The 26,774-nt window shown below is 73.7% G+C and carries 19 protein-coding genes and 1 tRNA gene; 15 read left to right on the top strand and 5 right to left on the bottom strand.

All coding sequences use genetic code 11. The features are described from left to right. Positions 1-93: 93 nt before the first annotated feature. On the top strand, positions 94-1,422 hold the full coding sequence (locus LPC08_RS17435; RefSeq protein ID WP_230449502.1) for an NRAMP family divalent metal transporter: 1,329 nt from the start codon (positions 94-96) through the stop codon (positions 1,420-1,422). Positions 1,423-1,525: 103 nt separating this feature from the next. Here the strand turns inward: LPC08_RS17435 and murA are convergent, their stop codons facing one another. From murA to LPC08_RS17420, 3 genes are all read right to left on the bottom strand, one after another. After that, entirely contained in the window at positions 1,526-2,785 is a 1,260-nt protein-coding gene (murA, locus tag LPC08_RS17430) for a UDP-N-acetylglucosamine 1-carboxyvinyltransferase (RefSeq protein WP_230449501.1), read from the bottom strand. Between the two features lie 11 nt (positions 2,786-2,796). Continuing rightward, the gene (gene dcd, locus LPC08_RS17425) at positions 2,797-3,351 is read right to left on the bottom strand and encodes a dCTP deaminase (RefSeq protein ID WP_230449500.1); all 555 of its coding nucleotides are present in this window, start codon (positions 3,349-3,351) and stop codon (positions 2,797-2,799) included. A 127-nt stretch (positions 3,352-3,478) separates the two neighbouring features. Beyond that, entirely contained in the window at positions 3,479-3,664 is a 186-nt protein-coding gene (locus LPC08_RS17420; RefSeq protein WP_230449499.1) for a hypothetical protein, read from the bottom strand. Between the two features lie 72 nt (positions 3,665-3,736). Here LPC08_RS17420 and LPC08_RS17415 point away from each other — a divergent pair. Together LPC08_RS17415 and LPC08_RS17410 are read left to right on the top strand one after the other, a co-directional pair. After that, a tRNA-Thr gene (locus LPC08_RS17415) sits at positions 3,737-3,811 on the top strand. A gap of 592 nt (positions 3,812-4,403) precedes the next feature. Continuing rightward, the gene (locus LPC08_RS17410) at positions 4,404-4,784 is read left to right on the top strand and encodes a hypothetical protein (RefSeq protein ID WP_230449498.1); all 381 of its coding nucleotides are present in this window, start codon (positions 4,404-4,406) and stop codon (positions 4,782-4,784) included. Between the two features lie 33 nt (positions 4,785-4,817). Here LPC08_RS17410 and LPC08_RS17405 read toward each other — a convergent pair whose 3' ends face one another. After that, positions 4,818-8,003, bottom strand: a complete 3,186-nt coding sequence (locus LPC08_RS17405; protein WP_230449497.1) for a caspase family protein — start codon at positions 8,001-8,003, stop codon at positions 4,818-4,820. An 11-nt stretch (positions 8,004-8,014) separates the two neighbouring features. After that, the gene (locus tag LPC08_RS17400; protein ID WP_230449496.1) at positions 8,015-9,133 is read right to left on the bottom strand and encodes a YMGG-like glycine zipper-containing protein; all 1,119 of its coding nucleotides are present in this window, start codon (positions 9,131-9,133) and stop codon (positions 8,015-8,017) included. 397 nt (positions 9,134-9,530) lie between these two features. On the opposite strand from LPC08_RS17400, the gene LPC08_RS17395 reads away from it, so the two are divergent. From LPC08_RS17395 to LPC08_RS17335, 12 genes are all read left to right on the top strand, one after another. Continuing rightward, positions 9,531-11,552, top strand: a complete 2,022-nt coding sequence (locus LPC08_RS17395; protein ID WP_230449495.1) for a type VI secretion system Vgr family protein — start codon at positions 9,531-9,533, stop codon at positions 11,550-11,552. Between the two features lie 10 nt (positions 11,553-11,562). Then, positions 11,563-12,156 (top strand): DUF6931 family protein, encoded by a 594-nt coding sequence (locus LPC08_RS17390; RefSeq protein ID WP_230449494.1) that lies wholly within the window; start codon positions 11,563-11,565, stop codon positions 12,154-12,156. A gap of 27 nt (positions 12,157-12,183) precedes the next feature. Further along, entirely contained in the window at positions 12,184-12,486 is a 303-nt protein-coding gene (locus tag LPC08_RS17385) for a PAAR domain-containing protein (protein ID WP_230449493.1), read from the top strand. A 4-nt stretch (positions 12,487-12,490) separates the two neighbouring features. Continuing rightward, positions 12,491-14,041, top strand: a complete 1,551-nt coding sequence (gene tagH, locus LPC08_RS17380) for a type VI secretion system-associated FHA domain protein TagH (RefSeq protein ID WP_230449492.1) — start codon at positions 12,491-12,493, stop codon at positions 14,039-14,041. 178 nt (positions 14,042-14,219) lie between these two features. Then, positions 14,220-15,554 (top strand): type VI secretion system baseplate subunit TssK, encoded by a 1,335-nt coding sequence (tssK, locus tag LPC08_RS17375; RefSeq protein WP_230449491.1) that lies wholly within the window; start codon positions 14,220-14,222, stop codon positions 15,552-15,554. Next, positions 15,551-16,927 (top strand): type VI secretion system protein TssL, long form, encoded by a 1,377-nt coding sequence (tssL, locus tag LPC08_RS17370; RefSeq protein WP_230449490.1) that lies wholly within the window; start codon positions 15,551-15,553, stop codon positions 16,925-16,927. The genes tssK and tssL overlap by 4 nt, the downstream gene beginning before the upstream one ends. Continuing rightward, positions 16,927-20,376 carry a type VI secretion system membrane subunit TssM gene (gene tssM, locus LPC08_RS17365; protein WP_230449489.1) on the top strand — a complete coding sequence of 1,150 codons (3,450 nt, stop codon included), beginning with the start codon at positions 16,927-16,929 and terminating at the stop codon, positions 20,374-20,376. The genes tssL and tssM overlap by 1 nt, the downstream gene beginning before the upstream one ends. Positions 20,377-20,434: 58 nt before the next feature. Then, entirely contained in the window at positions 20,435-20,950 is a 516-nt protein-coding gene (tagF, locus tag LPC08_RS17360; RefSeq protein ID WP_230449488.1) for a type VI secretion system-associated protein TagF, read from the top strand. Next, positions 20,947-21,756: a PP2C family protein-serine/threonine phosphatase gene (locus LPC08_RS17355; protein ID WP_230449487.1), complete on the top strand. Its 810-nt coding sequence runs from the start codon at positions 20,947-20,949 to the stop codon at positions 21,754-21,756. The genes tagF and LPC08_RS17355 overlap by 4 nt, the downstream gene beginning before the upstream one ends. A 204-nt stretch (positions 21,757-21,960) precedes the next feature. After that, complete coding sequence (gene fdnG / locus LPC08_RS17345; protein WP_255702353.1) at positions 21,961-25,053, top strand: formate dehydrogenase-N subunit alpha; 3,093 nt, start codon at positions 21,961-21,963, stop codon at positions 25,051-25,053. Next, a complete protein-coding gene (fdxH, locus tag LPC08_RS17340; protein WP_230449484.1) occupies positions 25,050-26,057 on the top strand; it encodes a formate dehydrogenase subunit beta in 1,008 nt (335 codons plus the stop codon). Before fdnG ends, fdxH begins: the two co-directional genes overlap by 4 nt. Next, the gene (locus LPC08_RS17335; protein ID WP_230449483.1) at positions 26,054-26,743 is read left to right on the top strand and encodes a formate dehydrogenase subunit gamma; all 690 of its coding nucleotides are present in this window, start codon (positions 26,054-26,056) and stop codon (positions 26,741-26,743) included. The genes fdxH and LPC08_RS17335 overlap by 4 nt, the downstream gene beginning before the upstream one ends. Positions 26,744-26,774: the final 31 nt, after the last annotated feature.

The following is a 26,774-nucleotide window of genomic DNA, read 5'->3' as shown; positions in this document are numbered from 1 at the left end:
GGGGTTGCCTCGCGGTGCCGGCGCGCCCAGGAAGGCGGGGCCGGGGACGCCCCGCCGCCGTCGCGGCGATGACGCAGGAGGGGCCGCCAGCCCATGCATGCCCGACCGGAACCGCCGCCCAGGCGGGAGCCCGACGACGATCCCGAAGCCCCCGACCCCGTCATCGGCCCGTCCAAGCCCCGCCTGCTGAAGCTGCTGGGGCCGGGGCTGATCACCGGCGCGTCCGACGACGATCCCAGCGGCATCGCCACCTACAGCCAGGCCGGCGCGCAGTTCGGCTACGGCCTGGCCTGGACACTGCTGTTCAGCTACCCGCTGATGACGGCGATCCAGATGATCAGCGCCCGGATCGGCCGCACCACGGGCCATGGCATCGCCGGCGTGCTGCGCCGGCACTACCCGCGCTGGCTGATGCTGGCGACCGTGGCCGTGCTGCTGGTGGCGAACGTGATCAACCTCGGCGCCGATCTCGGCGCCATGGCGGATGCCGTCACCCTGCTGCTGCCCGGGCCGCGCTGGCCCTACATCCTGGGCTTCACCCTGCTCTGCATCGGGCTGCAGGTCTTCCTGCAGTACGCGCGCTACGTCGCCGTGCTGAAATGGCTGACGCTGGCGCTGCTGGCCTATTTCGTCGCGCTGGCGACGGTGCACGTGGACTGGGTCGCGCTGGCCGAGGGCCTGCTGCTGCTCCGGCCCCAGGGCGGCGCGGACTACCTCACGGGCATCGTCGCGATCCTCGGCACCACCATCAGCCCCTACCTCTTCTTCTGGCAGGCGGCGGAGGAGGTGGAGGATCTGCACACCCATCCGCGCCGCCAGGACCTGCTGGACGCGCCGCGCCAGGGGAAGGGCGCCTTGCACCGGATCCGGCTGGACACGCTGGTGGGCATGGCGCTCTCCAACCTGGTGGCGCTGGCGATCCTGGCGACGACGGCCGCCACGCTGCATCCCGCCGGTGTCACGCAGATCGACACCTCCGCCCAGGCGGCCGAGGCGCTGCGCCCCATCGCGGGGGATTTCGCCTTCGCCGTCTTCGCCGTGGGTATCCTCGGCACCGGGCTGCTGGCGGTGCCGGTGCTGGCGGGCTCGGGCGCCTATGCGCTGGGCGAGGCGCTGCACTGGCCGACCGGCTTCTCCCGCCGCTGGCGGGAGGCCAAGGCCTTCTACGCCACCGTCGCCCTGGCCACGCTGGTGGGCATGGCGCTGAACTTCTCCGGCGTGAACCCGATCGCGGCGCTGTACTGGAGCGCGGTGCTGAACGGCGTGGCGGCGGTGCCGGTGATGGTGGTGATCATGCTGGCGGCCGCCCGCCGGGACATCATGGGCGACTTCGCCATCCGCGGCTGGCTGCGCCGGCTGGGCTGGCTGGCGACGGGCGCGATGGGGCTGGCGGTGGCCGGAATGTTCGCGACCTGGCTCTGACCCTCGCGGCCGCGGTCGGCTTGCGGGCCGGGCCGGCGGAGAGGGCGGCCCCCCGGATGGGCATCGGGGGCGCCGGCGAGTGCCGGCCGCAGGCCCGCCGGCATCAGTCGCGCAGGCGTTCGATCTCGGCGCCCACCGCGGCCAGCTTGGCTTCCACCGCCTCGTAGCCGCGGTCGAGGTGGTAGACGCGGTTCACCACCGTGTCCCCCGCCGCCGCCAGCCCGGCCAGCACCAGGGAGAAGGAGGCGCGCAGATCGGTCGCCATCACCGGCGCGCCGGAGAGCTTCGCCACCCCGCGCACGATGGCGGACGCCCCGTGGACGGTGATGCGCGCACCCATGCGGGTCAGCTCGGGCACGTGCATGAAGCGGTTCTCGAAGATGGTCTCCGTCACCATCGAGGCGCCCTCGGCCACGCACATCAGCGTCATGGTCTGGGCCTGCATGTCCGTCGCGAAGCCCGGGAAGGGCTCGGTCATGATGTCCACGCCGCGCAGCCCGTCCACCCGGCGCACGCGCAGCCCCTCCGGCACCTCGTCCAGCTCGACGCCTGCTTCCATCAGCACCCGGCCGCAGGCGCCCAGGTGGTGCAGCTTCGCGCCCTCCAGCAGCACCTCGCCGCCGGTGATGGCGGCGGCGCAGGCATAGGTGCCCGCCTCGATCCGGTCGGGGATGACGGAATGGGTGGCGCCGTGCAGGGAATCCACCCCCTGGATCACCAGCCGGTCCGTGCCCACGCCCTCGATCCCCGCGCCCATGGCGGAGAGGCAGGCGGCGAGGTCGCCGATCTCCGGCTCACGCGCCGCGTTCAGCAGCTCCGTCGTGCCCTCGGCGAGGCTCGCCGCCATCAGCAGGTTCTCGGTGGCGCCGACCGAGACCTGGGGGAAGTGGATGCGCGCGCCCTTCAGCCGGCCCTCGACGCGCGCGGCGATGTAGCCGCCGTCGAGGTCGATGCGCGCGCCCATCGCCTCCAGCCCCTTGAGGTGCAGATCGACGGGCCTGGTGCCGATGGCGCAGCCGCCCGGCAGGGACACCTTCGCCTCGCCGTAGCGTGCCAGCAGCGGGCCGAGCACCAGCACCGAGGCGCGCATCTTGCGCACCAGGTCATAGGGCGCCTCCAGGCTGGTCGCCGCGCCGTCCATCCGGAAGCTGCGCCCGGCCGCGTCGTGCTCCACCCGCAGCCCGTGCTGGGCGAGCAGCTTGCCCATGGTCCGCACATCCTCCAGCGCGGGGATGTTCGTCAGGGTCAGCGGCTGCTCGGTCAGCAGGGCGGCCGCCATCAGCGGCAGGGAGGCGTTCTTGGCCCCGCTGACGGGGATGCGGCCGCGCAGGGTCTTGCCGCCACGGATGCGGATGCGGTCCATCGTCGTGATCCTTACAGCCGGGGCAGCGCCACGCCGCGCTGGCGCATGTACTTGCCCGCCCGGTCGGCATAGCTGACCTCCGGCGCGCCCTCGCCCTGGAGGAAGAGGAACTGGCAGATGCCCTCGTTGGCGTAGATGCGGGCGGGCAGGGGGGTGGTGTTGCTGATCTCGATCGTCACCTGCCCCTCCCATTCGGGCTCCAGCGGCGTGACGTTCACGATCAGGCCGCAGCGGGCATAGGTGCTCTTGCCCAGGCAGATCACCAGCACGTCGCGCGGGATGCGGAAGTACTCGATGGTGTGGGCCAGGGCGAAGGAGTTCGGCGGGATGATGCAGGTCGGCCCCTTGCGGGTGACGAAGCTGTCCTCGGCGAAGTGCTTCGGGTCCACCAGCGCGTTGTCCACGTTGGTGAAGACCTTGAACTCGTCCGCCACCCGCGCGTCGTAGCCGTAGGAGGAGAGGCCGAACGAGATCACCCCCTCCCGCCGCTGCGCCTCCACGAAGGGCTCGATCATGCCCTGCTCGGCCGCCATGCGGCGGATCCAGGTGTCGGGCAGGATGGGCATGGGGCGGGCGGGTCCGGGGCGGCCAGGGAAGTGCGGGGGATTAGCCCCCCGGGGCACGGGGGGCAACCACGTGGGCGCCCGGGCCGAATCGCATCGCGCCGGGGGCCGCCGGCTGGGCGCCGGCAGGTCAGGGCTTGTCCGGACCCTCGGCCGGGACGGGGGCAGGGGCGTCCGCCCGGGCGCGCGCCTGGGCCTTGCGGCGGCGCAGGTTGTCCCGCAGCGCCTTCGCCAGCCGGGCCTCGCGCTCCGTGCGGGAATCCGCGGCCACCGGGCGGGTGCTGTCCGCGGGGGAGGGCGACTCAGCCTTGCTCATGACGCGGGAAGCTCCTGGCCTGGTGAGGGTTGCGCCCGGACGGCCCGGGCATTAGAGAGCGCCCACCCGAGCGCTGCCGTAGCTCAGGGGTAGAGCACTCCCTTGGTAAGGGAGAGGTCCAGGGTTCAAATCCCTGCGGCAGCACCATGGCTGCAACCGTCATTGGCGGTCGTCCCAGCCCTGAGGCGGCGGTGCTGCCCGGCCCGAGCCGATCCGTGCTGTCATATGCCCTGGTCCGTGCCGGCGCAGGGTTGCGCCCGTGGCCCGGGGGCAAGGCGCTGCCTCGCCCCCGTACCCCCACTCCGCCAGGACCCTGCGGGCCCTGGACCCGATCAGCGCTGCCGCGCGATGGTGGTGACGGGGTCGAGGCGCCGAGGAGCATGGCCCCTCGGCGGGTACAGTCTCCTTACTCGCTGACGCCTTTGACGCTTTTCCAGAGTCCCGCCTGTCCATGCTCCGTCAGGGTGCAGCCCGCAGGCTGATGGTAGCCCCTCCTGGTCCGACGCCGGAACACCACAGCACGACAGGTCAGGTCATCCCGCCGTCGGGATGAGGCGCCGCATGGACATGTTGGCTGGTCCGTGAGGGGCCCTTCGCGCAACGGGCGTCCCGTGCCCTTTCCCCAGCCCGGCTTCGCCGGGTCGACGGCGCGTCCTTCCGAGGTACAGAACGTTCCGCAGATTTGTGTATCTTTTTTACTGTTCTGTGCCATGAAATTGGCTCGCCCGGAGCCTTCCTGATGCAGCATCCCCCGTCCAACGGGCCTGTCCATCACGCGCAGTCGCAAAAAACGTCCTCGGGATCGATCGATGAGGCGTTCGCCCTTCCGGTGTCCCGGATGGGCAGGCAACGTCGCTGGCTGCCCACCGGCCATGGAGTCGCCGGGACGGAAGCCACAGGCCCCCGGTACCTCTGGCTGCTGCTGCTGCTGTTGGTCGGGTCCGGTCTGGCCCTGGCCATGCTGGTGAGCGACCGGAGCGATCCCACCGCCCAGCCCGGCCACTGGGTGGAGAAGGAGGCCTGCCGTTCCTTCGGCCCCTGGGACCAGGCGATGCCGATCAGCCGCGATCCGCGCGAACCTCCCCGGCCCGGCACGCGGGAGGCCTGCGACCCTCGCTGATGGCACGCCGCGGCGGCGTCGCCCCGGAGCCGCTCAGCGCGCCACCTGGCTCAGCGGGAACCCGTGCAGGTCCCGCGACGCCGTGCGGAACACGGCGTTCTGGTCATGCTGCTTCTCCCGCGCCAGTTGCGGCACCCGGCGGGCAACGAACTCGCCCAGCGCCAGCGCGCTGACCCGCCCCTCCGGATCGGTCGCCGCCCGGCCGCGCAGCCCCTCGCGCAGGGCGAAGGCGAAGACGCCGTTGCGGTCGTCGTAGGAATCCAGCGCCTCCTGCACCGAGGAGGAGGCGGCCAGCAGGTAGCGCCCCGTCTCGTTCCCCATGGCGGAGAGGCTGTCCAGCGCCACCTGCCCGGCATAGCAGGTGTCGATCAGCAGGAAGCCGTCCCGCGCCCGGATGCGCGCCAGCGCGCCGATCAGCGCGTCGTCGTCCAGCGCGCCCGAACGGATCGCGCCCCAGGAGGAGATGTCGCGCAGGTCGGCCGGCAGGAACAGGAAACGCCCGTCCGATTCCGACTTCACCCCATGCCCGGCGAGGTAGAGCACGAAGGTGTCCTCCGGCCGCACCCGCGTCGCCGCCTCCTGCAGCGCGCGCAGGATGTTCTCGCGGCTGGCCTCGGCATCGGTGAGCAGCGTGGTCTCGACGCCGTCGAACAGACCGGCGCCGCCGACGCGCAGCGTGTCCACCACGGTCCGCGCATCGGCCACCGCGAAGCGCAGGTTCATCGACGCCTCGGCATAGCGGTCCACGCCGACCGCCAGGACCACCAGCCGCCCGGCGCCGGGCGGCGGCCCCGCCTCGCCCTCGCGCCGCAGGTCGAGCGAGGGTCCCTCGCCGAACAGGGTCCGGTCCTCCGCGTAGAGTCGGGTGGCGATCCGGTTCGGCCCGGGGTCCAGCGGCACCTCCACCGAGGCGGCGGCGCCCTGGGGTTCCGCCCGCGCGGCGATGCGGCCGTTCACCAGCACGTCCATCGGTCCCAGCCCCAGCCCACGATCCTGCGCCGCCACGGTCAGGCGCAGCGCGCCGGTGCCCGGCGGGACGGTGGCGGAGGACCAGGGGATGGGCGTGCAACTGCCATCCTCCAGCACGGCGCAGAGGGAATCGGCCCTGGCCACCGGGGTGCGCCCGATCCGGGCGCGCAGGTCGCCCAGCCGGTCCTGCCGCGGCGCCTGGCCCGCGACCCGTGCCCGCACCTCGTCGGGCGCGTAGAGGGCGCGGTAGGCCTGCTGGAAGGTGGCCCATTCCGGCGTGGCGGTGCGGCCCTCGTTCAGGTGGACGCCGACCAGCTCCTGCCCGCCGGAGGGGGCATGGTCGAACAGCCCCTCGGGCGTCCACAGCACCCAGCGCCGGCCATCGGCATGCACGAAGAGCGATCCGCGCCGGGTGATCCGCCCGCCGCCCACCCCGTACCAGCGCAGCGTGCCGTCGGCATGCGCCGCCACCGCGACGCCGCCATCGGCCGAGACGGCCAGGCCCCAGGTCGCGCCCGGGCCCGGCACCGCATCCAGCAGCGCGCCGCGCGGGTCGAACAGCCGCAGATGCGTGTCCGTGCCGAGCAGGAAGCCGGACTCGTCGGGCAGGATGGCCAGCGCGCGGGCGAACTCGCCCTCGCCCAGGCGCAGCGGCTGGCCGTTCAGCCGCGGCCGGTTGCCGTTGCGCCAGTCGGTGACGCTCAGCCGGGCGCTGGCGGTCTGGCCGGCCGCGAAGCCTTCCGCCTTCACCTCGGGGCCCGCCGGCTCCAGCCGGTCGGTGCGGGCATCGAAGCGCAGCGCCGGCTGGTCGGCGCGCAGGGCGAAGACCACCTGCGCCCCGTCGGGGCTGAGCATCAGCCCCTCGCCCGTGGCGCGGAAATCGCCCGTGCCGGGCCTCGGCGCCAGGGCCAGGGCGCCGTCCGGGGCCAGCCGCCCCCAGCCGGGATCGGCGGCGGCGAAGGCCAAGCCGCCTTGCGGCAGCGGCAGGAGCTGGGCGATGGAATCGCGCGCCGCCGGCACGTCGAGTGCCGGGCCGAGGCCGAAATCCGCCCAGCGCCGGATCACGAAGTCCCGTTGCTGGGCGGCCGCGATGCCGCGCCAGGGTGCCGGGGGCGGGGCGGGGCGGGGCGCCGCCGGTGCCGCGGCGGGGGCCGGGGGCAGGCGGACGCCGCGCCCGCCCTGGGACGGCGCCCCCTGGGACGGCGACCCCTGGGCTGACGCCCCCTGGGCCGGGGGCGCCGCCGTGGCGCCGCGCGCATAGCCCGCCGCGTGCAGCTGCACGCCGCCCCGGCCGTCCCAGGCCCAGGCGACCGCCGGCAGGCCCTCGCCCTCCAGCCCGGCGACGTCGGGCACCAGCACGCTCCGCAGGTCGGGCAGGGCCAGTACCTCGACCCGCAGCCGGTCCTCGTAGCCGATGGCCAGCAGCGTGCCGTCCGGCGACAGCGCGAGGCCGAAGGGCCGGGCGCCCTGCACGGGCACGCGCTCGGCCAGGCGCCGGCCCTGCGGGTCGTAGAGCCGCACCTTGCCGTCGGCGGCGGTGCTGGCCAGCCGGCCGGCGGCGTCGAAGGCCACCATGCGGGCCGGGCCGCCATAGCCCGCATCCTCGAAGACCGGGCGCCCGCTGCGCGCGTCCCAGACGCGGATCCCTGCCCGGCCGCCCAGCGCCGCCGCCAGCCGCGAGCCGTCGGGCGACAGCGCCAGGTGCTGCACCGGGGCCGGCAGCCCCGGCAGGCGCGCCACGAGCCGGCCGGTGGCGGTGTCGAAGACGTAGATGGAGAAGGCGCCGTCCCAGCTCCGCCCGGTGCTGCCGGCGGCGAAGGCGCGGCTGCCGTCGGCGCTGAGCGCCACGGCGTAGAGCTCGCCCTCCTCGTTCGGCCCGATCGGGGGGCGCAGCACCCCACGCGCCCCGCTATCGGGCAGGGACCAGAGGCGCAGCGTCTTGTCGTCGCTGACGCTGGCCAGCAGCCGGCCGGAGGCATCCACGGCCAGCCGCGCCACGGGGGCGGTGTGGGCCCCCGTCTCGATGCGCAGAATCGGCTCGCGCGGCGGCTCCGCCGGCGTGGCCTGCGGGGGGGTCTGGGGGGAGGCCTGGGCGGCGGGCGCCTTGGTCTGCGCCAGCGCCGGCGGGCCGCCCACGCCCGCCAGCAGCGCGGCTGCCAGCAGCGTGGCCGGCGACAGCATGATCAGCGACAGCATGGCCAGCGGCCGGGGCGTGCGGAGTCCCCCGGCCAGGATCCTGCCGCGGCGCATCGGCCCGCCGGTCAGCCGGCCAGCTCGAAGCCGCCCTGGGCGGCGGCGGTCTGTGCCTGGGCCACGCTGTCGTTGAAGTTGTCGCGCCGGGCCACGTTGCTGGCCGCCAGGGAGCGGACGTCCCCGGAGGCGGCGGGCGGCACGCTGCCGGCCGCGGCCGTGCCGGCCGGGGTGGCGGCCGAGCGGCGGCCGCGCGACGCCGTGGCACCGCCCACCGCGTCGTCCGGGACGTAGCCCCTCGCGCCGCTCGCCGTCTCGACCAGCGCGTAGCCGCCGGCGGCCGGCTTCACCTGCACCGCTTCGCGGGCCGTCACCGTCCCGACCTGCGGCGCCGAGGAGTCGGGGCGCAGCCGCAGCGGCGTGGCGCGGCTGACCTGGGCCGGGCGGGCGGGCGCGCTGCGCGCCGCGACCACCTCGCTGCGCGCGCCGGGCGAGACGGTGTCGATCGCCGTGTCGAACTCCGCGCCGCGCGTGCCGATCTGCTGGTTGATCTGCTGCGCCAGGGCGATGTCGCGCTGGGTGCGCTGGCGCAGGTCGGCCATCTGCGCCTGGCCGGTGGCGCGGTCCATCTGGCCGCTGGCCACCGCCGTGCGGATCTGCTGGGCGCGGTTGAAGCGGCAGTCCATGAGCTGGTTGAAGGCGAGCTGCGTGCGGTCGAGCTCCGCGTTCTCGCGCTCCAGGTCGCCGGCGAGGGAGGCGTTCAGCGCCGCCTGGTCGGAGTTGCGCTGCTGCAGCGCGTAGAGGTAGCCGCCCGCCGCCCCCGCGGCCGCGCCCGCCGCCGCGCCGATCGCGGCACCCCGCCAGTTGCCGCCGATCAGCCCGCCCAGCGCCGCCCCGCCCAGCGCGCCGACGGCCGCCCCCTTGAGGATGTCCTCGGCGAAGAAGTTGCCCGTGCTGTCCAGTGCCACGACCTGCGGGCGGCAGACGTCGCCGTCATCGGCGCCGATGCGCCCCTCCCGTGTCGAGACGCCGCCGCAGCCGGCGAGGAGGGACAGGGCGGTGAAGGCCGCGATGCCGCGATGCGCCGCGCCGCGCCCGCTCCGGCGCGCCGTGGCCGGCGCCTCCGCATGCCGGCCGCCCGGATTCCAGGCAGTGGACCGGACAGCGGCCGGCTTCACCGAAAGCGACATGGCGGACTCCTCTCTCGACGTGAGACGGTAGAGCAGAAGTTGCGCGTCGGGAATCACCCGAACGGATGGAGAGGCGCGCCGCGGCGGCGCCTAGGGTTCGCCCGGGTCGGCTTGCGGGCCGGCGATGTGCCCTTTCCGGCCGCGCCGCTCTACCGCAGGGTGTCGTCCCGTGAGAGAATCGGTTGCCGGCAGGGGCTGGCGGGCAGGGAAGGGCGCGCAGATGGTGCATCGTGATGCAGGCCTCCCGGCACGGGTTCCGTCGGTCCCGCAGGCAGCCCCGAGGGCGACCCGGCAGGCGACGGCGCGGAGCCTGCCGCGGCGGATGCCCCGGCCGCTTCCCTTCCGCCGCCCCGGCAAGGCCGGCCCGCCGGGCTGAACGGGGGCGAAGTCTCGGGCCATGTCAGGCGGGTATGCCCAGTCGGACCGGCTGCTGCGGATCACCACCCCGCTGGGCGCCGACGTGCTCATCCTGCGCCGCCTCGAGGTGGTGGAGGCGATCGGCCGGCCCTTCGCCATCGAGGCGGAGGTCTTCTCGTCGCGCGACGACCTCCGGCCCGCCGACCTGATCGGCAAGCCGGTCACCTGCATCCTCGCCGTCCCGAACCAGCCGGAGCGCTACTTCCACGGCATCGTCAGCCGCTTCGCCCGTGCCGGCGACTACGGGCGGGGGCTGACCCGCTACCGGCTCGACGCGACGCCGCGGCTCTGGCAGCTGACCCGCACGACGGACTGCCGCATCTTCCAGGGCAAGAGCGTGCAGGCGATCGCGCAGGCCATCCTGCAGGAGGGCAACGTCGCGCCGGTGCGCTTCGGCACGCTGCCCTCGGGCGCGCGCAACTACGTGGTGCAGTGGAACGAGACGGACCTCGACTTCATCCAGCGCCTGCTGGACGAGGTGGGCGGCGGCTACTTCTTCCGCCATGACGAGGGCGACCACACCCTCTACGTCACCGGGGCCAATGCCGACTTCCCCGCCATCCCCGGCGACCCGGTCACGGTGCGGGCGGAGGCGGCGGGGCCGGACTCGCTCTGGGAATGGCATCCCTCCACGCGGCAGCGCCCGGCGAAGACGGTGGCGCGCGACTATGACGGGCTGCGCCCGGCGGCGCTGCTGAACAAGACCGCCAGCACGGTGATGGACACCTCCTCCGGCGACTGGGAGGTCTATCACTGGCCCGGCGGCCAGGCGGTGCGGCCCGATGCCGATCCGGCGAAGCTGGAGATCGAGACGGAGGAGGCGCTGGCCGAGGCGGTGCAGGCCAACGGCCGCAACCCCGCGGTCTTCGCGGGCGGCCGGCTGCTGGTGCGGGCCGCGCTGGAGGGCGAGACCAAGCCCTGGCTGGTGACCGAGGCGCGGCATTCCGCGGTGGACGAGACGCACATGGCGGGCGGCGGCGACGCGGTCTACCGCAACGCGCTCACCCTGATCCCCGCCGACCGTCCCTGGCGCAACCCGAACCCGCGCCCGCGCCCCGTCATGCCGGGGCTGCAATCGGCCATCGTCACCGGGCCGGAGGGCGAGGAGATCTACTGCGACGAATACGGCCGGGTGAAGATCCATTTCCTGTGGGACCGCAAGGGCAGCCGGCGCGAGACCTCCTCCTGCTGGGCCCGCGTCGCGCAGGGCGCGGCCGGCGCCTGGGGCGGCACCTGGTTCCTGCCGCGCATCGGCGACGAGGTGCTGGTCGGCTTCATGGACGGGGACCCGGACCGGCCCGTGGTGCTCGGCAGCCTCTACAACAACGACGCGAAGCAGACCTACGCGCTGCCCGACAACATGACGCGGAGCTGGGTCGTCACCCGCTCCTCCAAGCAGGGCAGCGCGGAGAACGCCAACATCCTGCGCTTCGAGGACAAGAAGGGCAGCGAGGAGGTCTATCTCCACGCCGAGAAGGACATGAACACGGTCGTCGAGGACAACCGCGACGCCAAGATCCAGAAGGGCAACGACACCACCACCGTCCAGAGCGGCAACCGCACCGTCACGGTGGAGAAGGGCGACCTGACGACCAAGGTCACGACGGGCAAGGAGACGCACACGGTCAAGGCCGACCGCGCCGTCACCATCGAGCAGGGCAACGAGACCCATACCGTCCAGCAGGGCAACCGCGAGACGGAGATCTCCATGGGCAACGAGAAGCTCGTGGTGAAGATGGGCAATCGCGAGACCGAGATCTCGATGGGCAACGAGAAGCTCGAGGTCAAGCTCGGCAACATCGACATCAAGGCTGCCCTGGGCAAGATCGACATCGAGGCGATGCAGTCGATCACCCTGAAGGTGGGCGGCTCCTCCATCGTGATCGACCAGATCGGCGTCACCATCAAGGGGACGGTCAAGGTCGAGGTGAAGGGGGTCATGGTGCAGCAGTCCGCCGACGCCTTGATGGTCATCAAGGGCGGCCTCGTGATGATCAACTGATGGCGCCGCGATGAGTCCCCCCGCCCCCCTCAAGCTCGCCGTCCCGCTGGCGCCGCTGCTGCCGCGCCTGGAGTTGCAGGGCCAGGCGGCGGCCCTGCTCGATGGCGCGCCGGACGCGGCCGAGGCAGTCGCGCGGCTGGAGGCAGCCGGCCTGCTGCAGGAGGCCTCGCGCCTGGCCGCCCACGCCCTGCCCAAGCGCGAATGCGTCTGGTGGGCCTGCATGTGCGCCCGCTCTGTCCCTTTCGCCGAGGCGACGCCCGACGACCTCGCCGCCCTGGAGGCGGCCGAGGCCTGGGTGCGCCGCCCGGAGGAGGCGCAGCGCCGCGCCGCCATGGCGGCGGCCGAGAAGTCCGGCTTCCGCAGCGCCGAGGCCTGGGCCGCCGTCGGCGCCTTCTGGTCCGGCGGCTCCATGGCGCCCCCGGAGGCACCGGCGGTCCCGCCCGGCGACCACCTGACCGGCGTGGCGGTGGCGGGGTCCGTCACCCTCTCCGCCGTGCGCGGGCCGAAGCCGCAGCGGGTGCAGGAGCGCTTCGCGCGCTTCCTCACCTCCGCCCGCGACATCGCCGGCGGCGGCGCCGGCCGCCTGCCGCCCGAAGCCCCCTGACCCGCGCCGCGAGGGAGAACCGACGTCATGGGAATGCCCGCCTCCCGCATCGGCGACATGCATGTCTGCCCCATGGTCACGCCCGGCCTGCCGCCGATCCCGCATGTCGGCGGGCCGATCCTGCCGCCCTGCTCGGTCAACGTCCTGACCGGCAGCCTGCCGCAGGCGCGCATCACCGACATGTGCGTCTGCGTCGGCCCGCCCGATGTGCTGGTGAAGGGCAGCGTGACGGTGCTGGTGAACAGCCTCATGGCGATCCGCATCGGCGACATGACCGCCCATGGCGGCACGGTCATCGTCGGGCTGCCCACCGTGCTGATCGGGGGCTAGCGCGATGGAGCTGACCCTGTCCGTGTTGCGCTGCCCGGACAACGCCGTGCCCGAGACGCGCCGGCTCTCCGGCGGGGAGATGGTGATCGGCCGCGGCAACGAGTGCGACTGGGTGCTGGCCGATCCCGACCGCGTGCTGTCGAAGCGGCACTGCGTGCTGGAGTACCGGGCCGGCGGCTGGCAGGTGCGCGACACCTCGACCAACGGCACCTTCCTGAACCACGCGGCCGAGCCGGTCGGGCGCGACCAGGTGGCCCCGCTCTCCTCGGGCGACCGGCTGCGCCTGGGCTCCTGGGAGATCGAGGCGCAGCTGGCCATCCCCACGGCGACGGGCGGCTGGAGCGATTCCGGCTGGGCCGGGGCGCCGGACCCCTTCGCCGCGGCGCCGGCCGCGGGCAACGCCTTCGACCCGCTGCACGATCCGCTCGCGCCGCCGCCGCCGCCGCGCACGCCCTTCGGGGCCGGGCCGACCGGCGGCGGGGCGCCCGGGCCGAAGGATTTCGACCCCTTCGGCGAGGACGAGGCCCCGATGCCGGACCACCGGCCCTCGACCGCCGACGCCTTCGTGCCGCCGGCGGCGCGGCCGCTGCCGCCCTCGGTGGACGACTGGGACCTGGACCTGCCCGTGGCCCCGGCCGCCAGCCCGTTCGCCGCGCCGGTCCCGCCCGCCGTGCCGCCGCCGCCCGCTGCCCCGCCGGGTGCGCGCGCGCCCTCGCCCTGGGACGATGACCCGCTGCTGCCGCCGGCGGCCGCGCCTCCTCCGGTGGCTGCGCCGCCCGCCGCCCCGGCGGCGCCCGCGGGCGATCCCTTCGCGCCGTTGCCCGCGGCCGCCGTGCCGGCCGCGCCGCCGGTGCTGCCGCCGGCCCCGCCGCCGGTGGCGGCGCCCGATCCCTTCCTGGCCGATATCGCCCCGGTGCCGACCCCCGCTCCGGTCCCGGCCCCCGCTCCTATGCCGGCCCCCGCCCCGGTTCCCCCCGTGGCCACGCCCGGCGTGTCGGGCGGCGGCCTCGCCGCGCTGCTGCAGGGCGCCGGCATCGCGCCGGGCACCCTGGCCGGCGCCGATCCCGACGCCGTGCTGCATGCCGCCGGGGCCGTGCTGCGCGAGGCGGTGGGCGGCCTGCGCGCGCTGCTGATCGCGCGGGCGGACGTGAAGCGGGAGTTCCGCATCGAGCAGACGATGCTGCGCGCCGCCGGCAACAACCCGGTGAAGTTCGCCGCCACGGACGAGGCCGCGCTGGCCGCGCTGCTCGGCGGGCATGGGCTGGCCGGGCTGCGGGAGACGGTCGCCGACCTGTCCGCGCATCAGGTGGCCACCCTCGCCGCCACCCAGGCGGCGGCACGGGCGCTGCTGGAGCGGCTGGCGCCCGCGGGGGTCGAGGCCGCCGACCCCGGCGGCGGGCTGCTGCCCGGCGCCAGGGAGAAGCGGCTGTGGGACGCCTACCGCAAGCTGCACCAGCAGGTGGTCGAGCAGTTCGAGGATGACTTCGACAGCGCCTTCGGCAAGGCCTTCGCCCGCGCCTACGAGAAGGCGTCCCGTGGGGAGCGGGGCGAATGAGGCCCGCCCGCGGGTCCCGGCCAGGCGCCCCGGCATCCGTTCCGGCGGCCGGCGGCTCGCGCGCGGGGCCGGCCCGCCGCCCGTATGATGCCCCCGGCGGGGCGGGGGGGGCCTTCCCCGTCCCGCCGGCCGACCCGCCTTCACCTCCCATGCCGATGCGCGGCGCCTAGGAAGCAGGATGGTCTGGACCGACAAGGTCGTGTGGCAGGAAGGCATGTTCCTGCGCGCGCAGCACTTCCAGCAGCAGGACCGCCATTTCGAGCACCTGCTGCAATCCCGCGCCGCGCCGCTGCGCCCGCACCCCTGGGGCGTCACCGAGGTGTCGCTGGACCGCGACCTGCTGGCCGCGGGGAAGTTCGCCGTGACCGCCGCCGGCATCCTGGAGGACGGCACGCCCTTCGCGATCCCCGCCACCGCCGATCCGCCCGTCCCGCTCGACCTGCCGGAGGGCACGCGCAACCAGATCGTCTACCTCGCCGCCCCGGTGCGGCAGGCCGGCAGCGCCGAGGTCGCCTTCTCCGACGCGCCGGAGCAGTCCGGGGCGCGCTACGGGCTGCGCGGCTTCGAGGCCTTCGACACCCATTCCGACAGCACCCTGCCGGCCGAGCTGCAGGTCGGCCGGCTGCGCCTGCGCTACCTGCTGGAGAGCGAGGAGCGCGCCGGCTTCACCTGCCTGGGCCTCGCCCGGATCGTGGAGGTGCAGGCGGACCGCCGCGTGCTGATCGACGAGCGCTTCATCCCGCCCTGCCTGCGCGTCTCCGCCTCGCCCGTGCTGGGCAACCTGGTGCCGGAGCTGGTCGGCATGCTGGGCCAGCGGGCCGAGGCGCTGGCCGCGCGCCTGTCGCAGCCCGGCGCGCGCGGGGTGGCCGATGTCGCCGACTTCCTGCTGCTGCAATCGCTGAACCGCTGGATGCCGCTGCTGGCGCACTGGGCATCGTCGGGCAACGTGCATCCGGAGGCGCTGTTCGCGACGCTGGCGCAGATCGCGGGGGAGCTGGCGACCTTCACCGATCCCGGCCGCCGGGCGCAGGCCTATCCGCCCTATCGCCACGACGACCTGCAACGCTCCTTCGCGCCCGTCGTCGCCGACCTGCGCCGCTCCCTGTCCTCCGAGCTCGACACCAACGCGGTGGCGATCCCGCTGCAGGAACGGCGCAACAACGTCCGCGTCGGCGCCATCACCGACCGCAACCTGCTGCGCACCAGCCAGTTCGTGCTGACCGTCCAGGCGGACGTGCCGGCCGAGCAGATCCGCCGCGTCTTCCCGCACCAGGTGAAGATCGGCGCGGTCGAGCGGATCCGCGAGCTGGTGACGGTGGCGCTGCCCGGCATCCATGTCCGGCCGCTGCCGGTCGCGCCGCGGCAGATCCCCTTCTCGGCCGGCGCCACCTATTTCGAGCTCGATCGCGGCAGCGACGAGTGGCAGTTCATGCAGAATGCGGGCGGCTTCGCCATCCACGTCTCCGGCGACTTCCCGAACCTGCGCATGGAGCTCTGGGCGATCCGCGGATGAGCGACAACCCCTTCTCCGAACCCGAGGATTCCGACCGCACGGTGGTGCGCGGCCCGCAGCCGCGCGCCACCGCCCAGGCCCCCGGGGGGCCGGCGCCCGCCTCCGCCGCGGCGCGCCCCGCCGCCCCGCCGCCCCCGCCGCAGGGGCGCATGGCGGGGGAGGCGGAGGCCATCCCGCAGGTCGGGCTCTCGCCGCTCGCCGCCGCCGCGGCGCCGCTGCTCGACCTGCTCGCGCGGCTGTCCGGCCCCACCCAGGTCGCCAATCCCGACGACCTGCGCGAGCGCGCGGTGCGGGCGCTGCGCCAGTTCGAGGCGGATGCGCGCGCGGCGGAGGTCTCGCCCGACCAGCTCCGCGCCGCGCACTACGCCCTGGCCGCCGCGCTGGACGACGTGGCGCTGGCCACGCCCTGGGGCTCGGCGTCCAGCTGGGGCACGCGCTCCCTCGTCTCCACCTTCCACCAGGAGGTGCGCAGCGGCGAGCGCTTCTTCGACCTGCTGTCCGGCATGCAGAAGGACCCGGGCCGCTACCGCGAGGCGCTGGAGATCGCCTATCTCTGCCTCGCGCTCGGCATGCAGGGCCGCTACCGCCTGGCGCGCGGCGGCGCGGCCGAGCTCGATCGCGTGCGCGAGGGCCTGTACCAGACGCTGACGCAGCTGCGCGGCGCCTGGGAGCGCGAGGTCTCGCCGCACTGGCGCGGCGTGGATGCGCCGCACCGGCCCGGGCGCCGCGGCATCCCCGCCTGGACCGCGATCCCGGTGGTGCTGGCCGTGCTGGGCTTCGGCTGGTTCGGCCTGTCCAGCTCGCTGAACGATTCCACCGACGGGCTGTTCGAGCGGCTGATCGGCCTGCCGCCCGGCAAGCAGCCCGCCATCGCCCGCACCGCGCCGCCGGTGCCGCCCGCGCCGCCGCCCGCCCCGCCGCGCCCGACGCTGGCCGACAAGGCGCGCGTCTTCCTGGAGCCGGAGATCCGCCAGGGCCTCGTCACCGTCTCGGGCGACGCGCAGAGCACCCTCGTCCGCATCCGGGGCAGCGGCATGTTCGCCTCCGCCTCCGCCACGCTGGACCAGCGCTTCGCCCCCCTGCTGGCCCGCATCGGCGAGGCGCTGCGCGAGGAGCCGGGGCGCGTCGTGGTGCTGGGCCATTCCGACAACCAGCCCATCCGCTCCGTGCGCTTCCCGTCCAACTTCCACCTCTCCCAGGCCCGCGCGGAATCGGCGATGGCGGTGGTCCAGCGCGCCACGGGCGGCGACCCCGCCCGGTTCCGCGCCGAGGGGCGCGGCGAGGCCGAGCCGATCGCCGACAACCGGACGCCCGAAGGGCGTGAGGAGAACCGGCGCATCGAGATCGTGGTGCAGAACGGGGGGACGAACTGATGCGCCCCCTGATGCTGGCCCTGCGCAGCGTGCCGGGCTTCACCGGGCTGCTGGCCGTTCTGGTGCTGCTGCCGGTGATCTGGCTCTTCGCACCCCTGCTCGGCACGGGGGAGTTCCGCCCCTTCGAGCCGGCCTGGGCCCGTGCGGCGCTGTGCCTGCTGGTCGTGCTGCTCTACCTCGGCTTCCTCTGGTGGCAGGGGAAGCGCCGGCAGAAGCGCGACCAGGCCATCGTCGAGACGGCCTCCGCCCCCGACCCCACCGCCGGCGCGGTGGCCGAGGAGGAGGCGGCGCTGCGTGGCAAGCTGGCCGAAGCGCTGGGCGCGCTGCGCCGCACCTCCGCCGGCAAGGGCAGCTACCTGTACGAGCTGCCCTGGTACGTGCTGATCGGCCCGCCGGGCTCCGGCAAGACCACGGCCATCGCCCGCTCCGGCCTGGAGTTCCCGCTGGCGGAGGGCAAGGTCGCGGGCGTCGGCGGCACGCGCAACTGCGACTGGTGGCTGAGCGAGCGGGCGGTGATGCTCGACACCGCCGGCCGCTACACCACCCAGGATTCCGATGCCCAGGCGGACAAGGCGGGCTGGGAGAACTTCCTGGGCATGCTGCGCCGGACGCGGCCGCGGCAGCCGCTGAACGGCGTGATCGTCGCCTTCGGCGTGGACATGATCGCGAAGCTGGACCCCGCGCAGCGCGAGGCGCATGCGCGCGCGGTGCGGCGCCGGATCAAGGAGCTGGAGACGGGACTGGCACAGCGCCTGCCGGTCTACCTGATCGTCACCAAGGCGGACCTGCTGCCCGGCTTCGTCGAGATGTTCGACGACCTGGACCGCGAGACGCGCAACCAGGTCTGGGGCTTCACCTTCCCGGTGGAGGAAGGCCCGGAGGGGGCCGCCGCCCGCTTCGCCCCGGAATTCTCCCTGCTGCTCAAGCGCCTCAACGACCGGCTGCTGGAACGTTTGCAGACGGAGCGCGGCCCCGCCCAGCGCGCCGCCATCGCCGGCTTCCCGGCGCAGCTCGCCTCGCTGGAGCCGCCGCTCGCCGGCTTCGTCCAGGCGGCCTTCGGCGGCTCGCGCATGGACCCGGCGCCCTTCCTGCGCGGCGTCTACCTCGCCTCCGGCACCCAGGAGGGCTCGCCGATCGACCGGCTGACGGGGGCGATGTCGCGCGCCTTCGGGCTCAACCCCGCGCGCGCGGCGCAGGCCGCCGGCCAGCAGGGGCGCTCCTACTTCCTCGGCCGGCTGCTGAAGGACGTGGTGTTCAACGAGGCCCGGCTGGCCGCCCGCGACCGCGGCGCCGAGCGGCGGCGGAAGCTGGTCTCCATCGGCGCCTGGAGCCTGGCGGCGCTGGTCGTCCTGGGCGGTGCCGCCTGGGCCTGGACGGCGCAGTCGCGCGAGCAGAAGCGCGCCGCGATCCTGGCCGAGGCGCTGTCCAAGGCGGAGCAGGCGGCGCAGGGCATCCCCTTCGACCCCGTCACCGATGGCGAGCTGCTGCGGGTGCTGCCCTACCTCGATGCCGCCCGCGCCCTGCCCGCCGCGGCCCGGGCGGAGGGCCCCGGCAGCCTGGGCTTCGACCAGTCGGAGAAGCTGGGCACCGGCGGCGCGCTGGCCTATCGCCATGCGCTCGACCGCACCTTCCTGCCGCGCCTGCTGGCCCGACTGGAGCAGCAGATCCGCGCCAACCTGCAACGCGCCGAGTTCCTCTACGAGGCAGTGCGCGTCTACCTGATGCTCGGCCGCCAGGGCCCGATGGATGCGGCGCTGGTGCGCGAGTGGATGGGCGCCGACTGGTCGCGCGCCTATCCCGGCGCGGTGAACCAGCCGCAGCGGGAGGCGCTGCTGGGCCATCTCGACGCGCTGCTGGCCGGCGACTTCGCCACCTATCCGCTGGACGGGGCGCTGGTGGACACGGCGCGCCGCGTCTTCTCCCGCCTGCCGATGTCCGAGCGCGTCTATTCCCGCCTGCGCCCGGTGGGGCAGGGGCTGCCCCCCTGGCGCCCGGCCGACGCGCTGGGCGCCGCCGGGCAGCGGTTCTTCGTGCGCGCCTCCGGCAAGCCGCTGACCGAGGGCGTGCCCGGCATCTACACGGTGGAGGGGCTGTACAAGGCGCTGCTGCCCGCCCTGCCCGGCGCCGTGCGCGAGGCGGCGAGCGAGGGCTGGGTCCTGGGCCCCGAGGCGGCGCAGGCGGGGGCGGAGGACCCGCTGCGGCTGGAGGCGGGGGTGCTGGCCCTCTACGCCAAGGAGTACGGCGATGCCTGGCAGGCGCTGCTGGACGACCTCGTCCTGCCGCCCTTCGCCGGACTGCAGCCGGCCGCCGAGGGGCTGAACCTGCTCGGCGCGCCGAACTCGCCGCTGCGCGACCTGCTGCGTGGCATCGCCCGCCAGCTCTCCCCCGGCACGCCCCCGGAGGGGGCCGCGCCGGCCGCCCAGCCGGGGCGCGCCGCCGCCGCCCAGGGGGCCGCCGAGGCCAACCCGGCCGAGCCGGTGGCGCAGGTGGTGGAGGCGCGCTTCCGCGCCCTGCGCGAGGCAGCGGGCCAGCCGCTGGACGACATCCTGCGCACGGTGAGCGAGCTCTACGTGCAGGTCGCGCGCCTCGCCTCCGCGCCCCCCGGCACGGCGCTGCCGCCGCCGCCCGCGGGTGGGCTGGACCCCGGCCAGCGCCTGCTCGCCGAGGCGGCGCGGCAGCCGGAGCCGCTGGCCAAGTGGCTGCGCGCGCTCGCCGGCTCCGTGCAGCAGGCGCGGGCGGGCGGGGCCAAGGCGGCGATCGCCGCGGCGGGCGGGCAGCAGATCGCGCCGCTGTGCCGGGGCATCGAGGCGCGCTTCCCCTTCCGCCGCACCGGCGCGGACATCCCGGTGGACGACTTCACCCGGCTCTTCGCCCCGGGCGGCGTGATGGACCAGTTCTTCGCCCAGAACATCCGGCCCTATGTGGACACCACGCAGAACCCCTGGCGCCCGATGGCGACGGACGGGCTGGCGCCGCCGGTCACCGCCGCCGACGTGGCGCAGTTCCAGCGGGCGCAGGCGATCCGCGACGCCTTCTTCCCCGGCGTCGCCGGCTCCGGCCTGCGCTTCGAGCTGGTGCCGCAGGGGCTCGACGCCGCCTCGACCGCCGCCGCGCTGGAGGCGGAGGGGGTGAAGACCGACATCCCCGCCGGCGGCTCCTCCCGCCCGATCCTGCTCGGCTGGCCCTCGCGCGGGAATGCGACGCTGACCTTCGAGCCGCCCGCCGCGACCGGGGCGGTGGCCTTCGACGGCGGCTGGTCCTCGCTGCGCCTCGTCATGGGGCCGCAGGCGTCGATGCAGCCAGCGGGGCGCAACGTGCGCGACCGCTACCGCGTGACGGTGACGCAGGGCGACCGCTCGGCCGTGTTCGAGCTGCGGGCGGGGAGCAGCCAGAACCCCTTCGCCCTGCCGGAGCTGGCGCAGTTCCGCTGCCCGGTGCTGGCGCCATGAGGGCGGGCCCGATCTCTCTGACGATCCCCCGGGCGATCCCCCGGGCGGGGCCGCCGACGTGACCCCGGCCGCCACGGGCCTCTACGGCAAGATGCCGGCGCATGGCGATTTCGTGCGCCGCGGCCTGCCGGCGGGGTTCGTGGCGCCCTGGGATGCCTGGCTGCAATCGGGCATGGCGGCCGCCCGCGCGGCCCTGGGCGAGGGGTGGGAGGCGGCCTGGGATGCCGCGCCCCGCTGGCGCTTCGCCCTGCCCGCCGGAGCCTGCGGTCCCGGGGCCGTGGCCGGGCTGCTGGCGACGAGCCGGGATTCCGTGGGCCGCCGCTTCCCCCTGACCCTGGCGGCGCTGCGGCCCGACGAGCGGCCGCCCGGCCCGGCCTGGTTCGCCGCGCTCGAGGCCCTGGCCGCCGATGCCCTGGCCGGGACGGTCGACGCCGATGCGCTCGCCGCCGCCCTGCCGCCGCCGGAGGGCGAGGGCGAGGAGGCGCCGGGCTGGTGGACCGAGGCCCTGGAATGGCCGCTGCCCGTCCTCCCGGACAGCGCGGACTTCACCCTTCTGCTGGACGCCCCGACGTGACGATATCGCCCTTCGTCTCCGAGTCGTGCACCCATGTCGGCACCGTCCGACAGCGCAACGAGGATGCGATCGTGGAGCGGCCCGATCTCGGCCTCTGGGCCGTGGCGGATGGCGCGGGCGGGCACGGGGCGGGGGACGTGGCCTCCGCCGCCGTGGCCGCGGCGCTGGAGGCGATCCCGCCTGGCCTGTCGGCGGCGGAGCTGCTGGCGCAGCTGCGGCTGCGGCTGATGGGCGTGCATGCGGAGCTGCACGCCCGGGCGGAGGCCGCCGGGCGCGGCCGGCTGATCGCCACCACGGTGGTGGCGCTGCTGGCGCGCAACGGGCACTACGCCTGCCTCTGGGCGGGGGACAGCCGCGCCTACCTGCTGCGGGACGGCACGCTGCTGCGTCTGACCCGGGACCACAGCCTGGTGCAGGAGATGGTGGATCGCGGCGAGCTGGCGGAGGAGGAGGCGGAGAGCCACCCGCAGGCGAACATCATCCTGCGCGCGGTGGGGGCCAACGGGGCGCTGGAGCTCGACAAGGTCTCCGGCCACATCGCGCCGGGCGACGCCTTCCTGCTGTGCAGCGACGGGCTGTTCAAGGCGCTGCCGGAATCCGCCATCGCGGCCCGGCTGCAGGCCGGGCAGGGCGCCGCCGCGCTGGTCGAGGCGGCGCTGGCCGCCGGGGCGCGGGACAATGTCAGCGCCGTTGCCCTGCGCGAGGGCGGGCGGGTGCCGAAGGCGGTCCCGGTCGCCGTCGCGACGCCGGCGCTGCCGCCGATGCCGGACGATGGCGGGGACCTGACCCTGCGCGCCCCGCTCTGACGTCGCGGGCCGGTGCGCAAGTCGCGCGCCAAGTCGGACGTCGTGCGTGGGGCGCTTCAATTGCGATTGCATTGCATCATCAATATACGGCGGAAGTCCTCGCGTGGGTTTGCCCGGAACGAACTCCGTCTCTTCTTGACGGATGCAGAGGCCCCGCCACAAATGCCGGACTGGGAAGCTCTAAGACGGGAGGGTGCCGTGAACATGCAACTCTCGCGGCGTAGCCTGGTCAAGGCTGCCGGCGCGGGTGTGGCGACGACTTCGCTCGTATCCATGGGATTCGATCAGGCGGAAGCCGCGGTCGAGGCGCATGTGAGGCCACTGAAGCTCGCCAGCACCACCGAGACCCGCAACACCTGCACCTACTGCTCGGTCGCCTGCGGGGTCATCATGTATTCCCGCGGCGACGTCCGGAAGGGCGAGCGGGCGGAGCTGCTCCATGTCGAAGGCGACGTGGACCACCCCACCAACCGCGGCACGCTGTGCCCCAAGGGCGCGGCGCTGAAGGATTTCGTCCGCTCCGACACGCGGCTGCAATACCCGATGATCCGCAAGCCCGGTTCCGACCGGTTCGAGCGGGTGTCCTGGGACGTCGCCCTGGACCGCATCGCGCGGCTGATGAAGGACGATCGCGACGCCAACTTCGTGGCGCGCAACGACGCGGGCGTTCCGGTGAACCGGTGGACCACCACCGGCATGCTCGCGGCCTCCGCCACCACCAACGAGACGGCCTGGTGCACCTTCAAGGTCGCCAAGACCCTCGGGATCGTCGGATTCGATAACCAGGCGCGCGTCTGACACGGCCCCACGGTGTCCAGTTTGGGCCCGACATTTGGCCGTGGAGCGATGACGAACTCCTGGACCGATATCCGCAACACCGACCTCGTCGTCGTCATGGGCGGCAACGCGGCGGAAGCGCATCCGTGCGGCTTCAAGTGGGTGACGGAGGCGAAGGCCCACCGTGGCGCCCGGCTGATCGTCGTCGACCCGCGCTACACCCGCACCGCCTCGGTCGCGGACGTCTACGCGCCGATCCGGCAGGGGACGGACATCGCCTTCCTGATGGGGCTGATCCGCCACTGCATCGAGAACGACAAGGTGCAGTGGGAGTACACCCGCGCCTTCACCAACGCCGCCTTCATCGTGAAGGAGGGCTATGGCTGGTCCGACGGGCTCTTCACCGGCTACGACCCGGAGAAGCGCGACTATGACCGCTCCTCCTGGGACTACGAGATCGGCGAGGACGGCTTCGCGAAGGTCGACCCGACGCTGCAGCACCCGCGCTGCGTCTGGAACCTGCTGAAGCAGCACGTCTCGATCTACACGCCCGAGATGGTGGAGCGCATCTGCGGCACGCCGAAGGAGAAGTTCCTCCGCGTCGCGCAGATGGTGGCCGAGTGCTCCTCGCCCACGAAGACCATGACCTCGATGTACGCGCTGGGCTGGACGCAGCACACGCACGGCGCCCAGAACATCCGCGGCATGGCGATGCTCCAGCTCATCCTGGGCAATATCGGCGTGCGCGGCGGCGGCATGAACGCGCTGCGCGGGCATTCCAACATCCAGGGCCTGACCGATCTGGGCCTGATGTCGCACCTGCTCACCGGCTACCTGAACATGCCGACCGAGGCGGAGCCGGATTTCGAGACCTACATGAAGTCGCGGCAGTTCAAGCCGCTGCGCCCCGGCCAGACCAGCTACTGGCAGAACTACCGCAAGTTCATGGTCAGCTTCCAGAAGGCCATGTGGGGCGACGCCGCGACGGCGGAGAACGGCTGGGCCTACGACTACCTGCCCAAGCTGGACGTGCCCGCCTACGACGTGCTACGCATGTTCGAACTGATGAACGCCGGGCGCGTGAACGGCTACATCTGCCAGGGCTTCAACCCGCTGCTCGCCTTCCCCAACCGGGACAAGGTGGTGGCCGGCCTGTCGAAGCTGAAGTTCCTCATCACCATGGATCCGCTGGAGACGGAGACGGCGCGGTTCTGGGAGAACCACGGCGACTTCAACCCGGTGAACACCGCCGCGATCCAGACGGAGGTCATCCAGCTTCCCACCGTCTGCTTCGCCGAGGACGAGGGCTCGCTGACCAACTCCGGCCGCTGGCTGCAATGGTTCTGGCCGGCGGCCTCCCCGCCGGGCGAGGCGCGGCACGACACGCGGATCATGGCGGAAATCTTCCTCCGCATGCGCGAGCTGTACCGCAAGGAAGGGGGCGCCTTCCCCGACCCGATCCTGAACCTGTCCTGGGCGTACCACGACCCGAAGGAGCCGGAGCCCGAGGAGCTGGCGAAGGAGATCAACGGGCGGGCGCTGACCGACCTGACGGACCCGGCCGACCCGTCCAAGGTGATCGTGCCCGCCGGCAGGCAGGTGCTGAACTTCAGCCAGCTGCGCGACGACGGCTCGACCATGTGCGGCTGCTGGATCTACTCCGGCTGCTTCAACGAGGCGGGCAACAACATGGCCCGGCGGGACAACAGCGATCCCGGCGGGCTGGGGACCTATTCCAACTGGACCTGGGCCTGGCCGCTCAACCGCCGCACGCTCTACAACCGGGCCTCGGCGGACCTGGACGGCAAGCCCTGGGATCCGACGCGCAAGATCCTGGAATGGGACGGCGCCAAGTGGGTGGGCGACGACGTGCCGGACATCGCGCCGACGGCCAAGCCGCGCGACGTGATGCCCTTCATCATGAACCCGGAGGGCGTCTCGCGCCTGTTCAGCCGGGGCATGCTGCGCGACGGGCCCTTCCCCAGCCACATGGAGCCCTTCGAGAGCCCCATCGCGAACCCGCTGAACCCGCGCATGCGCGGCAACCCGGTGGCACGGATCTTCCAGAGCGACGTGCCCCAGTTCGGCAATTCGGAGGAGTTCCCCTTCGCGGCGACCTCCTACCGGCTGACCGAGCACTTCCACTACTGGACCAAGCACAACCGGGTGAATGCGGTGCTGCAGCCCGAGTTCTTCGTCGAGATCAGCGAGGAACTCGCCAGGCTGCGCAACGTGACGAACGGCGGCTGGGTGCGGGTGTGGTCGAAGCGGGGCGAGGTGAAGGCCCGGGCCGTGGTCACCAAGCGCATCCGGCCGCTGATCTGCGACGGCAAGACGGTGCATGTGGTGGGCATCCCGCTGCACTGGGGCTTCACCGGCGCGGCGCGGAAGGGCTTCGGCCCCAACTCGCTGACGCTGTTCGTGGGTGAGGCGAACATCGAGACGCCGGCGGTCAAGGCGTTCCAGGTCAATCTGGAGCCCTCCACGGCGCCGGTGGACCGGGTGAGGGTGACGTCATGAGCGGCAACCTGACCGACAGCCCGCGGACGGCGGTGACCAACCCGCCGACGCAGCCGGTGGCGGCGCATTTCGGCGAGGCCGACCTGTTCCGCCGCTCGGCGACGGACAACCTGCCGGCGCCGCAGCGCCAGCTCACGCCCGTCGCCAAGCTGATCGACGTCTCCAAGTGCATCGGCTGCAAGGCGTGCCAGTCCGCCTGCGTGGAGTGGAACGACACCCACCCCGCGATGGAGGAGAATGTGGGGAGCTACACCAACCCCCACGACCTGACCGCCGACATGTTCACGCTGATGCGCTTCACCGAATGGGTGAACCCGCAGACGGACAATCTGGAGTGGCTGATCCGCAAGGACGGCTGCATGCACTGCGCCGATCCGGGCTGTCTGAAGGCCTGCCCGGCGCCCGGCGCCATCGTGCAGTACACCAACGGCATCGTGGACTTCATCCACGAGAACTGCATCGGCTGCGGCTACTGCATCAAGGGATGCCCCTTCAACATCCCGCGCATCTCCAAGGCGGACCACCGCGCCTACAAGTGCACCCTCTGCTCCGACCGCGTGGCGGTGGGATCGGGCCCGGCCTGCGCCAAGGCCTGCCCGACCCAGGCCATCGTCTTCGGCACCAAGGAGGACATGAAGAAGCACGCGGAGGGGCGGATCGCCGACCTGAAGTCCCGCGGCTTCGCCAATGCCGGGCTCTACGACCCGCCGGGCGTGGGCGGCACGCATGTCATGTACGTGCTGCACCACGCCGACCAGCCGGGCATCTATGCCGACCTGCCGGAGAACCCGCGCATCTCCCCGGTGGTGCAGGCCTGGAAGGGCATGACCAAGTATGTCGGCCTCGCCGCGATGAGCATGCTCGCGGTGGGCAGCGTGCTGCACGGCGTCTTCGCCAAGCCGAACCGCGTGACCCACGAGGATGAGGAGAACGCGGAGAAGCTGGTCGAGACCGCCCTGCCGCACGCCCCGCCCGCCGTGCCGCCGGAGGAGCGGCCGCGATGAGCGCGCAGACGGAGCACGTCCAGCCGGGCGACGCGATCCACCCCGGCCCGCCGGTCACGGTGGACCGCTACGGGCCGCTGGCGCGTCTCAACCACTGGGTCACCGCCATCAGCCTCATCCTGCTGGCGGTCTCCGGCCTCGCCCTGTTCACCCCCACGCTGTTCTTCCTGACCGGCCTGTTCGGCGGCGGCCAGAACACGCGCGCCTTCCATCCCTGGATCGGCGTGGTGCTGTTCTTCAGCTTCTTCATCTTCTTCTTCCAGCTCTGGCGCGCCAACCTGCCCGCGCGGGTGGACTGGGTCTGGCTGTCGCAGATCAAGGACGTGGTCCGCGGGGACGAGGAGAAGCTGCCCGAGCTGGGCAAGTACAATGCCGGGCAGAAGTTCATCTTCTGGGCGATGACCGGGCTGATCCTGGTGCTGATCGCCAGCGGCCTGGCCATCTGGGAGCAGTACTTCGCCGCCTACGTCTCCATCCCCGCGCGGCGGATCGCGGTGCTGGTGCACTCCGTCGCGGCGGTGCTGATCATCTGCGTCTTCATCCTGCACGTCTACGCGGCCATCTGGACGCGCGGCACGCTGCGGGCCATGACGCGGGGCTCGGTGACCGGCGGCTGGGCCTGGCGTCACCACCGCAAGTGGCTGAAGGAGCTGGCCGGGCAGCGGCGGGTCGACCCGGCCGAGTAACACCCCCCCCTGATGCGTGGCCGGTCCGGCC

It is taken from the genome of Roseomonas sp. OT10, from assembly GCF_020991085.1.
GTDB classification, from domain to species: Bacteria; Pseudomonadota; Alphaproteobacteria; order Acetobacterales; family Acetobacteraceae; genus Roseomonas; species Roseomonas cutis.
Note: the sequence above shows the minus strand (reverse complement) of the source record. Positions and strands in the feature narration are given on the sequence as shown.